The following is a 12,749-nucleotide window of genomic DNA, read 5'->3' as shown; positions in this document are numbered from 1 at the left end:
CTCGCCGCGCCAGCGCGCCGCCCGCGCGGGGGCTCGCCCTCCGTCGGGTGGACCAGCCTGCGCGACCGGAGGGAGCTCAGCCCCCGCGCGACGAAGCGCGCACCCGCCGTAAGCGTGGCGGAGGCGCCGCCTAGCTTGCGCTCAGGATAGTCACTACCCCCTGGTTGCCATCCACCCGCACCCGCTGTCCCGTCTTGATGGCGGTGGTGGCGAAGCCGGTCCCCACCACGGCGGGCAGGCCGTACTCTCGGCTGACGATGGCGGCGTGGCACATCATGCCGCCGATGTCGGAGACAGTGCCACTGATCAGCGAGAAGACGGGCGCCCAGGAGGGGGAGGTCATGGGGCAGACCAGGATCTCGCCCGGCTGGACCTGGCCGATGTCCTCCACGGCTCGAATCAATCGGGCCGGCCCCTCGGCCACCCCCGGCGAAGCGGGGAAGCCGCGCAGTTCGTTCGCCCGCTCGGCAGGCCCCTCCAGCCACTCTTTCACCGTGTTGCTGATGATCCCCCAGAGCATGACGGTGAAGGGTTCGGTCACGGTCTCCGGCGGCTCCCCCAGGCCGGGGACAGGGGTCCACTCGCGCAGCACCTGGAGGATCTCTCGGCGTCGCTGGACTTCGTCCCGCCAGCGCTGGACGCCGACCGGCCGCACCCCTACGGCCCAGGAGGAAGCCACGTCGTACACGACCTGGGCCACCTCGTGGCGGTTGAGATAGAAGACGTCCTCCCTGTCGGTGAGGAAGCCCGCCTCCACCAGCACCTGCCCCAGGTCCCGCATCTTCTGCCAGAAGATGGTGTGGGACCAGTGCTCGACGAAGAAGTTGTGGTCCTCGATGTACGGGAAAACGGTGCGGGCCAGGCCGACGAGCTGGTCGAACTGCTGCCTGTCCTGGTCGGTCCTGAGCAGGGCCCGGTACTCCTGGGCGAGTTGCTCCCGCTCCGCCAGGAGCTTCTGGGTCGGTCGGCTGATATCCTCGCCCCGCTGCAGCCGCTCGATGTAGCCGCGGATGCCGCTGAAGGGGATGGACAGGTCATCGATCCAACTCGGCTGGTCGTGGTAGAAGCCGTACTCGGAGGAGTAGTAGAACCAGGGGTACTTGACCTGGTCCAGGGCCCGCAGCCACTGCCGGCCGTTGTCGGTGTGCTCCAGCTCCTGAAGCGTCGCCTGGGCGCTGGCCGCGCGGGTGAAGGCCTCGGCTACCTGCAGCTCCACCGCCTTGCGGGCCAGGCCCTTCAGCTCTTCGTCCGGACGGAAGAGCAGGACGTCGATGCCCGCCACCATGCGGGCGATGGTCTGGTCGGGGATGTCCGGGAAGGCGGTCTTGCAGAACTGGAAGAAGGTGAGATAGGCCACATACCCGAGGTTCAGCATCTCGAAGTGGTACTGCCACATCAGGAAGAACCTGTTGATCAGCTCGGAGTAGCTGGCCAGGAGGTCGTAGCCGCTGGAGCGTCCCCTGCCCTCGAACACGACCTCCTCCGGCTCCCAGGCCGGCAGCGGTCTGAAGGCGATCTTCTCCATCTCACGGATCACCGCCTCGGCCTTGGGGCGCCAGCGGTCGAACAGCTCGTTCCAGTGCTCGAAGTAGTAGCCGGCCCGCTTCTGGAAGTACCCGACCCGTCGAGTCACCTCCTCCGGGTCGGCCACGGGGACGGGCGCGATGTACAGGTAGCCGTTGAGCACCCGGTGGTCTATGCCCAGGGCTGGCGGCACGCCGAAGACCCTGGTGTTGTACTGCCCCAGCGCCAAGCGCCAGGCCTCAAAGGTGATGACATCGAAGGGATAGAGCGCATAGGCGTGATGGATCTTGTCCTGGAACCAGAAGAGGCTCTGCTCGTGCGCTCGGGTCTCCTCGCTGGAGAGGAGGTAGTAGGGATACATTCGCTCCCAGCCCTCGGCGCCCTTCGGCGTCTCCACCTCCCACGGGTAGGGGAACCGCTTCCTGGTCGTGACCATGTCAACCTCCTCCATCGAGCATCCGGTTGAGCTCACCCACGTCGGACACCACCAGATCAGGCCGCAGCTCCCGCGGGAGGTCTCGCAGGTCCTCCTCCCGCGTTGCGCCACTCAGGACCAGCACGGTGAACGCTCCGCCCGCCCGGCCCATGCGGACCTCGAGCTCCAGGTCGTCGCCGACCACGGCCAGCTCCGTGGGGGCGAGGCCCAGGACCTCCCCGACGATCTGCAGGACCAGCGGCGAGGGCTTGCCCAGCACCAGCGGCTCCGTCTCGGTGGCGTAGGCGATGCCGGCCACGATGGCCCCGGTGCCCGGCACCTTCCCGCCGCGCACCGGCAGCCAGCGGGCGTTGCTCGTGACCAGCAGGGACGCCCCGCTCCACACAGCCTGGCATCCTGCCTCCAGCTTGCGGTAGCTGAAGTCGGTGTCGCGCCCCACCAGCACGACGCTGGCGTCTCGCGCCGCCTCCAGCGGGACCAGGGTCAGGCCTCGCTCCTCCAGCGGGGCCGTGATCCCTCGTCCCCCGATGGCCAGCACCCTGGCCTCCGGGTGGTGGCGACGAAGGTATTCGGCCGCCACCACCGCCGGGGTCATGAACTCCTGGTCGGTGAGGTCGAACCCCGCTCGGCGCAGGGCTTGCGCGTTCTCGGCCGGAGCCTGGCCGGTGCTGTTGGTGAAGCACAGGACCTTTCGCCCCTCGGCCTTGAGCCTGGAGACCAGTTCCACCGCGCCGGGCAGCGGCTGCCCGCCGCTGCCGCCCGCCTCCTGGCCCAGCATCAGGCAGCCGTCTACGTCCAGCAGGAAGCCTCGCGCCGCTCTGACGCGCTCCATCGGCGTGTCCCGTCCTACCGCCGCGCGCTAGGCGCTGGCACGGCAAGTGGACGCTCCCTCGCTCGCGCCTCGTGCCCGTCGGCCGGAAGTTGCCCGAAGTAGGTGTCCCACTCGTCGGTGATGCGCTTCACCAGTTCCTGGTCTAACTCGATGGGTCGCGGCTTCTTCTCCCACTCATAGGGGATGCAGCAGTCAATCAGGACGCGAGAGGTCAGATAGCGGCTGTCGATCGGCAGGGAGGGGTCCAGCGGCGTGGAGCGTCCGCGGTGCAGCACCTGAATGCCTCGCTCCGGCTGCAAGCGGAAGGCGAGGGCATACAGCACCTGGCTCCAGTCCTCCGGGTCGATGTCCTCGTCCACCACGATCACCGTCTTGAGGCCGTAGTTACCGGTGATGGAAGAGAAGGCGGCCAACCCCACCCAGGTCGAGTGGCCGTAATACATCTGGCGGATGGAGATAACCGCCAGCATTCGGCCGGCCGCCTCGGGCGGGCAGTAGACCGCCTGGATGCCGGGGATTTTGGCTCGCAGCAGGTCGCTCCACAGGGTGGCGTTGTGGTTGATGCCCATGATCATGTGGGTGTCGGTGGTGGGCTTACCCACCGTGCTCAGCCACAGGATGGGCTCGTCGCGGAAGGCCAGCGACTTGACCGTGATGAACTCGCGCGTATGCTCACCCGCGCCGCTGTAGTAGCCGGTGTATTCCCCGAACGGTCCCTCGGGCAGGGTCTCTCCGGGCATGATCTCGCCTTCGATGACGATCTCCGCGCCGGCCGGGATGGGCAGGTCGGTGGTGAGCCCGTGAGCCACCTCGATAGGAGCGCCATTGAGACTACCCGCGGCGTCGTATTCGCTGAAATCGATGGGAAACAGAGTGCTGGAGCAGGCGAAGAGCAGCGGATTGCCGCCGATGACGTAGGCACAGGGCATGGGCTGCTTCGCGCGCGCGTAGGCCTTTAGGTCAATGTCGGCGTCCTTGCCCTTGATGATCTGGATGCCGATGGTCCGCTCATCAATGACCATCCCGCGGTAGGTGCCCAGGTTCACCCGCCCGGTGTCGGGATTGCGGGTGATCAGGTAGACGGCCGTGCCGATGTAGCGGCCCCCGTCGGCGGGATAGACCCAGGGGACGGGCAGCTCCAGCAGGTTCACCTCCGCCCCCTGGCGGACGTTCTGCTGCCATTCGCCCTGCTCCACCATGACCGGGGGCACCCGCTCCTGGGTCCGCTGGACCCAGTGGCGGGCCAGCTCGACGTAACGGGTATGGGGGTCCAGGCCGAGGGCGATGGCCATCCGCTCCCTGGCGGTGAAGGCGCCGCTGAACACGTACTTGCCGGGGTAGTCTTTGATGTCCTGGAACAGCAGCGCCGCTCCGCCACGCTCCTCGTTCAGCTTGGCCACGTGGGCCAACTCCAGGTTCCAGTCCACCTGGCGCGTGACGCGGCAAAGCTGGCCCTGCTGCTCCAGCGCGGTGATGAACTCTCGCAGGTCACGGAATGGCATGGATCGCTTCCCTCCGTGGATGTGAAGTGGCGTTGGGCTTGTAGCCGAGGGCGGCGGAGATGCGCTCCGCCGTCTGGATGACCAGGGGCAGATAGCGGCCGAGGAGCGTGGGCTGGTCAACTCGCGCCACCCGGGTGGAGATGTTGATGGCCGCCACCACCTGGCCGGTCGCGTCCCGCACCGGGACGGCCAGGGAGCGGACGCCCAGCTCCAGCTCCTGGTCGCCGACGGCGTATCCCAGCCGGCGCACCTGCTCCAGAGCGAGCCGGAGCTGCTCCAGGTCGGTGATGGTGTAGGGGGTGTGCGCCTGCAAGGCCACCCCGGCCAGGAGCCGCCGCACCTCCTCCCAGGGGCGGTGCGCCAGCAGGACTTTGCCCGTGGAGGTGCAGTAGGCTGGCAGGCGACAGCCCACATACAGGTTGATGACCGTCAGCCGCCGATCGGCCACGCGCGCCAGATACACGATGTCGGCGCCGTCCAGGATGGTCATCTGGATCGGCTGGCCGGTCTGGTGGAACAGCTCCTCCAGGTACGGCTGGGCGCGCTCGGACAGCCCCAGGCTGTTCAGGCAACTGAAGCCCAGGTCCAGCACCCGCACGCCGAGCCGGTAGCGCCTGGTGCGAGGGTCCTGGTCGAGGTAACCGAGCTGCTGCAGGGTGTAGACGAAGCGGAAGGCGGTGGCCTTGTTCCACCCCAGACGCTCGGCCAGCTCCTTGAGGCTGAGACTCGGGCTGTCCGGGCCGAAGCACCGGAGCGCCTCCAGCCCCTTGGCCAGCGAGTGAACGAAGTAGCGGCTCGCTTCCAAAGGAGTTTCACTTTGCGAAACGCCGTCCCGCATGGCACGCCTAGTGTACACCGTACAACGTTGTATGTCAATGTATTACTCGGTCTGACCGGCGAAGCGGTGCCCAACCTCATGACTAGCCCATCGTGTGCACATATCGGCTCATGGTTCCGACCGCATGTGCCTTGCGTAGGGTGGAGAGGCGACGGGCGAGCGCCTGGCGCAGTCAGGGGTGCGCCGAGGGCGGCTGCCTGGGTGGCGCCGGGGCGCTCTCTCCCCGGCCGCCCCCTGGGGGAGACCCCGGCCATCCGGGAGAGGGGGTAGCGGCGCTCGAGCGGCCGGCTACGCGGGCAGCGGGCGGTACAGCCCGGCGCGGGCCACGGCGTACAGCAGCGCCAGGTCGCCCAGCAACGAGGTCAGGCCCACGCTGGCCAGCACGACCCCGCTCACGGGCGTCGCCAGGGCGTAGGCGCCCAGGGCGATGGGCCAGACCAGGCCCAGCAGTACCACCCCCAGGTAGAAGACCGCCGCGGCCTGACCCCTGAGCAGTGCCCGCACCGACGCGGCCGCCGTCAGCCCGGTCCCGCGCATCACCGCCACGTAGACCAGCACCAGCAGCGCGGACGACAGCCCCAGCCACAGCTTGAGGGTCTCCATGGCCGCCAGTTCGCCTGCCCGCGGCTGGGCCAGGGCCACCAGCAGCAGCGCCGCCAGCCCGCCGCGCAGGCCGTACACCAGGTACAGGATGGGCACCAGCGGCGTGTTCCACAGCGGGATGCCCTTGGCCGAGGCCCAGACGAAGCCCTTGTACACCAGCAGCCAGGCCGCGCCCAGCAGCGACAGCCAGAACAGCCCCTGGCCCAGGGCCGAGCCGCCCTGGCCGAGCCAGGCCAGCCCCAGGAACCCCCCTCCGCTCAGCAGGAACACGGCCAGTCCCAGCAGCCCGCGGCTGATCCAGGACGAGTGCGGCCGTCGCGCCATCCGCCAGAAGCGGGCCGGCTTGCCCAGGAAGGCCAGGTGGGCCAGGCCGCTCAGCGCCACCAGCACCCAGCCGACCACCAGGCCGGGCGGCCCGTTGAGCGGGACGGCCAGCAGCCAGGCGGCGGCCCCGGCCCCACTCAGGAAGTGCGCCACGATCAGGAACAGGCCGCGCCCTTCCACCCACTCCCGCTGCGGGCGGTAGCGCGCCTTCAGGTCCGCGGCCAGCAGAAAGCTCGGCGTCATCAGCGGCGAACGTTGGGGTGGGCTCGCGGTAGCCATGTGCGCCTCCTCTCGGGGTCGAGGGCCAGCGGCCCTGGCCCCCGACCCCGCTCACGGTGCGATGTAGAAGATGGACGGGTCGGTGCCCAGCTCCGGGTACAGTGGCTGGGCGCCCTTCTCGCGGATGGCGCGCGCCACCTCGCTGGTCGGGTCGTCCAGGTCGCCGAAGATGCGCGCCCGGGACATGCAGTTGGCCACGCAGGCCGGCTCCAGCCCCCGCTCCAGCCGCGGCAGGCAGAAGTTGCACTTGGAGACGGTGCCCTCCTGGTGGCGCTGGTAACCCCGCTGCTCGTACGGTGTCAGCCCGCCGGGGAAGTAGCCGAGAACCTGGTGCTGGAAGGTCCGCGCCTGGTAGGGGCAGGCCATCATGCAGTAGCGGCAGCCCACGCACAGCTCGTGGTCTATGTCCACGATCCCGTTCTCGTGCTTGAAGGTGGCCCCGGTCGGGCAGACCTTCAGGCACTCCGGGTCGCCGCAGTGGTTGCACTGCAGCGGGACGCTGATGCGCCGCACCTGAGGGTAGGTCCCGCTCTCGACCTTCACCACCCGGCACCACAGCACGCCGGGCGGGGTGGCGTTCTCCGCCTTGCAGGCCGCCGCGCAGCCGTAGCAGCCGATGCACTTCTTGAGATCGATGACCATGCCCAGTCTCACGGCGCACCTCCAGTGCGGACGCAGTATGGGGTTGGCTCGCGGTTCGGGGCAGGTGCCGTGTGGCCGCGATGGGAGGCCCTCAGCCTGACCCTCCCCCAGGGAGGCAGGGGGCTGTTGCCTCTCATTGCGGCCCTCCTTCGCGCTCCACGCGCACCCGCACGCACTGGTCCTGGGTCAGCGTGGGCAGGTCCACGTTGTCCAGGCTGGCCGGCATCAGCCACTCGAACAACGCTCCCTTCTCCGGCTGCGCGGCGATGGGCAGCCGCTTCGACCAGTGGCCGCCTGCGCCGGCGATGGCGACCACCTCCGGGTGGATGCCCTGGGTGACCGCCGCGCGCAGCCGCACGCTCTGGCCGGTGGTGGCCGAGGTGATCCTGATCCAGTCGCCGTCGGCGATGCCTTTGCGGCGGGCGGTCTCGGCGTTGAGCGCCGCCCGGTACACGAAGGGGTTGATCTCCGACAGCTCCGCCAGCCAGGGGTTGTCGTACGTGCCGGAGAAGGTCTGGAGGGGGACTTTGTAGTAGATGGCCAACAGGTCGTGGCCGTCGTGGCCGTCCAGGTGGGCGCGGCAGGGCGCCCAGTTGGGCAGCGCGGTGAAGCCCGAGGTGTCCGCCTCGAGCTGGAGCTCGCGCAGTGCCTGCTTCACCTGCTCGCCCACCCTCAGCAGCCACTCCTGGTAGATGGGCACCCGCGCCTTGTTGAACGGCAGCCAGTACACCTCCTCGACCTTCTTGGGCCACTTCAGCACCCCATGCTCGCGGAACCAGTCCAGCCCGTACCGCGCCCCGAAGCGGTTGCGGTAGACGCGGTCCATGATCTCTTCCCAGGTATAGGCGCGGCTCGGGTCGAGCGGGTACGGCTCGCCCAGTTGCCACACAGCGTTGAAGACCGCGTAGAACTCCTCCCGCATGTCCAGCCGCTCCACTAGCTCCAGCAGCACCTCCGTCGCCAGCCGCCGCTGGCCGGCCGGCGGGACCACCGGCTGGCGCAGGTGGTAGCTCCACTCGTCCACCGGGGTGTTGGAGGCCAGCCAGTCGGTAGAACCCAGCCGCTCCAGGTAGCTGGCGACCGGCAGCACCACGTCCGCCAGTTCGGTCGACTCGTCCAGGAACAGGCTGAAGGACACCTGGAACATGTCCTTGAAGGCCTCCACGACCGCGTTGGGGTCCACCGCGGTCATGACGAAGTTGGCGCCCAGGTGGAGGTTGACCTCCACCCGGTACGGCACGCCGAACTGCTGCGGGTGCCTCAGGGCGTAGGTCACCAGCCCCGACGAGCCCGGGCAGGTGGGGAACAGGCTGCGCAGGTCGGCCGTCTCGCCCACCCGCACCTCCCTGGGCGGGTAGGGAGGGAAGGGGTTGGCCCAGGCGCCGGCCAGCAGCATCCCGTCCTCGTCGGTGGCGGGCGTCCAGGCCGGCAGGCCGGTCTCGGGCGAGCCCAACGAGCGGGCGTTCATGCTCAGCACGCCGCCCGGCACGTTCGAGGCGCCCACCACCTCCGCCAGCAGCTCGATCGCCAGGCTGCTGGGCAGGGCGGCCCGGTGGCCCTGGGCGCCCTTGAAGTACATGACTGCCACCGGGCGGTAGGGCAGGGTCTTGCCCTCGAGCTGGATGGTGCTGCCGATGCGGGCCGCCTCGCCGAACTCCCGCGCCAGGCGGCGGATGGTGGCGGCCGGAACGGTGGTGAGCTGCTCGGCCCGCTCCGGGCTCCAGGGGCGCACCTGGTCCCGCAGCAACTCCAGGGCGGGCCGGGCCCGCGCGCCAAGGACCTCGAAGCTGCCCTCCAGGGCCGGCGCGCGCACCTCGGGGGCGTCGAAGGGGCGCGCCTCGCCGTCGGCCTCGTCCAGCACCAGCGGCTTGCGGCTCCGCGGGTCACGGATGAAGCGGCCGTCCGGGCCGACGAGGTAGGGAGCGTTGGTGCGCCAGGCGAGGTGCTCGCGGTCGTACAGCCCGTACTCGTTGAGCAGCAGGTTGAGCATGGCCATGGCCAGCGCCCCGTCGGTGCCCGGACGGATCGGGATCCACTCGTCCGCCTTCTCCGCGGCCGGGCTGAGGAAGGGGTCGATGCACACGTGGCGCATCCCCCGTGCCCGCGCCTCGGCGATCCGCTGGGCCATGGCCGGCACGGCGTAGTAGGAGCCGAAGCCGGCCGCGCAGCCGAAGTTGAGCAGGTAGGTGCAGTAGTTGGGATCGGGCTGCTTGGCCCAGGCGGCGTGCATCACCGCGCCCAGCAGGTGCTCGGCGTTGCCGCAGTGGTTGCCGGCCCCCGCGTTCCAGCTATTGGGCGTGCCGAAGGCGGCGGTGAAGATCCGCCCCAGCGTCAACTCGTCCTGGGCGGTGACCGTCCCGGTCAGGATCATCTTGCGCGGGTCGTCCGCACGCAGCCGGCGCAGGCGCTCGGCCACCAGGTCCAGCGCCTCGTCCCAGGAGATCTCCACCCAGCCGGGGTCGACGCCGATCCCTTTCCGGGGGTTGGTCCGCTTCAGGGGCACGTTCACCCGCGCGGGATCGTAGAGCTGCATGATGCCGCTCTGGCCCCGCGCGCAGATGCGGCCGCGGTTGGTGCCCGAGTCCGGGTTCCCTTCGATCTTGACCACCACCCCGTCCACCACGTGCGCCTTGATGGCGCATACGCTGTAGCACAGGCCGCAGGTGGTGGCGACCCAGCGGTCTTCCTTTGGCACGCTCTTCGGCACGGCCTCCTCCTTTCGATCGGACGCCCTGTCTGCCTATCCTCCTGCCGTGGTGTGCAGCACCACGATCTTGACCGCCACCCGGGGCGACTCGGGCAGGCGCTCGTCCAGGCTGCGCGTCTCGCGCTCCACGAACACCTGCACCCCCGGCTGCAGGCCCCCCGCGGCGGTGAACAGCCGCGCCCGTAGCCGCTCGCCCGCGTGCCGGACCAGGTGCTCCAGCAGCTCGCCCACGGTCGGCCGCCCGTCCAGCTCCAGGCTGAAGCGGGTCGGCGGCCCCAGGTCGTACACGAAGCCGAACAGCGCCACCTCGGCGCGGGTGGGGCTCATCGCGCCTCGCCGTAGATCCATCTGGCCGGGTCGGCGGCGTACTCGTCATACCTGCCGGGCGCCGAGATGCCCGGAATGGCCGGCTCCCAGTCCTCCCGCAGCAGCTCGTCCGGGTCCCCGAACTCCGCCGCCACCGCTCGCACCTCCGGGTCGTCCAAGACCGTCAGCCGCCCCCGCTCAATGACGGTGATCCGCTGCCCGCTGCGTGTCTCGATCTCCAGCGTGGGGAACAGCAGGTGCACGTGCAGATGGCCATAGAGCAGGCCGCGCTCGCCCGCCCAGCGCTCCTCCGGCCCGCGCCAGAAGGTGCCGAAGCCCAGGTGGATCACCCCGGAGCGCCGCCGCTCCCACTCGAAGCCGCCCGACGACAGGCGATGGATGCGCGACGGCCGGGCGATCTTGGGGTTGGTGCCGATGGCCGCCTCCCACAGCCAGAACAGGCCCGGCCGCGGGAAGCACGGGTACTGCGTGGTGCGCGACTCGTCCAGCAGCTCGTTCCAGGCGCGGCCGTAGGCCCCGCCGCCCTCCACCGTCTGCACCAGCCCGTCCTGGACGCTTACGCGGATGCGGGGGAACGGCCGCGCGAAGTGAGAGGTGGTGCCGGCCGCCACCCCGGTGGCGTCCTCTTGAGCGAGGATCGGCGTCGGCGGGTGGGACATCAGGTGTCCCCAGAAGGGCGTCTCCCCGCTGCCCAGGCGGCTGCCATCGAAGTACTCGTCCCACAGGGTCCAGCGCAGGTCAGTCCCCTCCGGGTCCGTCAGGTGCACTCGTCCGCCGCGGCCCTGCTCGCGGATCTGCTGCCACGCCTTGAGGTTGATCAGGGTGTGGAGCTTGCGGGGATAGTGCGTGGCGCGGCTGGCGAAGTGCTCCGCGGTCAGCCAGGGGAAGGCCTCGTAGCGGTGCGGGGTCTGGGGGATGCTGCCGCCCTTGCCGTGGACCAGCAGGTCGTACCTGCCCCGCAGCGCGAGTTCCTCCACCCAGGGCACCCCCTCCCAGCGGCGTGGGCGGAGCTCCCACGGCTCGCGCCGCATGACGGTGTTGATCTCCTCCAGATCGATGAACTCGCGGTCCGGGCCCACGTCCACGGTCACCACGTCCACCTTCGCGCCCCGCTCGCGCAGGGCTCGCGCGGTCGCCTCCACCACGCGCCACTCGTAGTGCGTGTCCACCGCCAGCAGCACCCGGTCGCCCGGCTTCGTCGCGCCATAGCCGATGAAGCCGGCTCCTGTGCGCCGGACCTCCGGCTCGCTGGCGATGAAGGTGGCCGTTGGCATCAGCTCCGCGACCAAGTCTTCCAGGTCGATGACGCGCGGCGTGCCTGCCTGCGGCTGGCCCACCGCGCTGCGCTCCTCGGGATGCGCCGCCCCACACATGGACTGTCCTCCCGTCGTCGGTCATCGGTCGGCAGCCATCAGTCAGACTCAGGCTGACGACGGCCGACTGCTGGCTGACGACTGTATCACCGGTGCTGCCACACTGGCGCGCGCTTCTCCAGGAACGCGCGCAGGCCCTCCTGCGCGTCGTGGGACGGGATCAACTGCTCCACCTGCACCTGCTCCAGGTAGTGCAGCGCCTCCTCGGTCGAGCGGTCCAGCGTGTCCAGCACCGCGCGGCGGGCCAGCCTCAGCGCGGCCGCGCTGGTGGCCCGCAGGCGGGCGAGCAGCGCCTCGAGCGCCGCATCCAGCTCCGCGGCCGGCACGGCCCGATTGGCCAGGCCGATGCGGGCCGCCTCCGCGCCGCTGATCGGCTCGCCGGTCAGGATCAGCTCCAGCGCGCGGTGGGTGCCGATCAGCCGTGGGAAGAGCACCGCCGCGGCCGGCGGGAACACGGCCAGCTTGATCTCCGGCACGCCGATCTTCGCGTCCTCGGCGATCAGCACCATGTCTGAGACCGTGGCCAGCTCGCAGCCGCCGCCAAAGGCGTAGCCGTGCACGACCGAGATGACCGGGACGGGGCTGGCCAGCACACGCAGCATCAGGCGGTGAAAGCTGTCGAGCAGCGGGCGCAGCGTCTCGCCCTGGTGCTCGCTGATGTCCACGCCTGCCGAGTAGGCCTTGCCCGCGCCTCGCAGCACCACGGCCCTCAAGCTGTCCTGCCGGGCCGCGACCTGGTCGAAGACGCCGATCAGCTCCGACATCATGCTGATGGTCAGCACGTTGAGCGGCGGGCGGTCCAGGGTGACGTACAGGACGTCGTCCCGCTCCTGCTGCTTGATGAATCGAGTTTCTGGCCGGGTAACGGTGCTCACCTTTACCTCCTCATCTGTCTGCCCTTGTCCTCCTGGGCGCGAACGAGGACTCCACGCGCTCGACGATGGTGGCGATGCCCTGGCCGACGCCGATGCACATGGTGGCCAGGCCGTAGCGGGCGCCGCGGCGGGCCAGCTCGGGCACCAGGGTGGTCAGGATGCGCGCGCCCGAGCAGCCCAGCGGGGGGCCCAGGGCGATCGCCCCGCCGTTGGGGTTGACCCGCGCCGGGTCCAGGTCCAGCTCCTGGATGACCGCCAGCGCCTGGGCGGCGAAGGCCTCGTTCAGCTCCACCACGTCCATCTGCTCCAGCCGCAGCCCGGCCCGCGCCAGCGCCTTGCGGGTGGCGGGCACCGGGCCGATGCCCATGTAGGCCGGGTCCACCCCGGCCACCGCGGTGGCCACGATCCGCGCCAGCGGCCGCAGCCCCAGCGCCCGCGCCCGCCGCGCCGAGGTCAGCAGCAGCGCCGCCGCGCCGTCGTTGACGCC

Annotated in this window: 11 protein-coding genes; all 11 read right to left on the bottom strand. The window is 70.1% G+C overall.

Annotated elements, in window-relative coordinates; translation table 11 throughout:
- Nucleotides 1-130 precede the first annotated feature (130 nt).
- Nucleotides 131-1,960, bottom strand: a complete 1,830-nt coding sequence (locus QN152_10820) for a PEP-utilizing enzyme (GenBank protein ID MDR7540001.1) — start codon at nucleotides 1,958-1,960, stop codon at nucleotides 131-133.
- Between the two features lies 1 nt (nucleotide 1,961).
- Nucleotides 1,962-2,792 (bottom strand): HAD-IIA family hydrolase, encoded by an 831-nt coding sequence (locus tag QN152_10815; GenBank protein MDR7540000.1) that lies wholly within the window; start codon nucleotides 2,790-2,792, stop codon nucleotides 1,962-1,964.
- A 14-nt stretch (nucleotides 2,793-2,806) separates the two neighbouring features.
- Entirely contained in the window at nucleotides 2,807-4,294 is a 1,488-nt protein-coding gene (locus tag QN152_10810; GenBank protein MDR7539999.1) for a UbiD family decarboxylase, read from the bottom strand.
- Nucleotides 4,281-5,099 carry an IclR family transcriptional regulator C-terminal domain-containing protein gene (locus tag QN152_10805; GenBank protein ID MDR7539998.1) on the bottom strand — a complete coding sequence of 273 codons (819 nt, stop codon included), beginning with the start codon at nucleotides 5,097-5,099 and terminating at the stop codon, nucleotides 4,281-4,283. Before QN152_10805 ends, QN152_10810 begins: the two co-directional genes overlap by 14 nt.
- Before the next feature lie 321 nt (nucleotides 5,100-5,420).
- Nucleotides 5,421-6,338, bottom strand: coding sequence for a DmsC/YnfH family molybdoenzyme membrane anchor subunit (locus QN152_10800; GenBank protein ID MDR7539997.1), 918 nt, complete (start codon nucleotides 6,336-6,338; stop codon nucleotides 5,421-5,423).
- A gap of 51 nt (nucleotides 6,339-6,389) precedes the next feature.
- Complete coding sequence (locus QN152_10795) at nucleotides 6,390-6,992, bottom strand: 4Fe-4S dicluster domain-containing protein (GenBank protein MDR7539996.1); 603 nt, start codon at nucleotides 6,990-6,992, stop codon at nucleotides 6,390-6,392.
- Between the two features lie 121 nt (nucleotides 6,993-7,113).
- A complete protein-coding gene (locus tag QN152_10790; protein MDR7539995.1) occupies nucleotides 7,114-9,687 on the bottom strand; it encodes a molybdopterin-dependent oxidoreductase in 2,574 nt (857 codons plus the stop codon).
- Nucleotides 9,688-9,720: 33 nt separating this feature from the next.
- On the bottom strand, nucleotides 9,721-10,014 hold the full coding sequence (locus QN152_10785; protein ID MDR7539994.1) for a hypothetical protein: 294 nt from the start codon (nucleotides 10,012-10,014) through the stop codon (nucleotides 9,721-9,723).
- Nucleotides 10,011-11,387: a hypothetical protein gene (locus QN152_10780; protein ID MDR7539993.1), complete on the bottom strand. Its 1,377-nt coding sequence runs from the start codon at nucleotides 11,385-11,387 to the stop codon at nucleotides 10,011-10,013. Before QN152_10780 ends, QN152_10785 begins: the two co-directional genes overlap by 4 nt.
- Nucleotides 11,388-11,473: 86 nt before the next feature.
- A complete protein-coding gene (locus QN152_10775) occupies nucleotides 11,474-12,262 on the bottom strand; it encodes an enoyl-CoA hydratase/isomerase family protein (GenBank protein MDR7539992.1) in 789 nt (262 codons plus the stop codon).
- Between the two features lie 10 nt (nucleotides 12,263-12,272).
- On the bottom strand, nucleotides 12,273-12,749 hold a 477-nt coding region (locus tag QN152_10770; protein ID MDR7539991.1), incomplete at its 5' end, for a thiolase family protein.

This window comes from Armatimonadota bacterium (assembly GCA_031459715.1).
In the GTDB taxonomy this organism is placed as follows: Bacteria; Sysuimicrobiota; Sysuimicrobiia; order Sysuimicrobiales; family Humicultoraceae; genus Humicultor; species Humicultor tengchongensis.
Note: the sequence above shows the minus strand (reverse complement) of the source record. Positions and strands in the feature narration are given on the sequence as shown.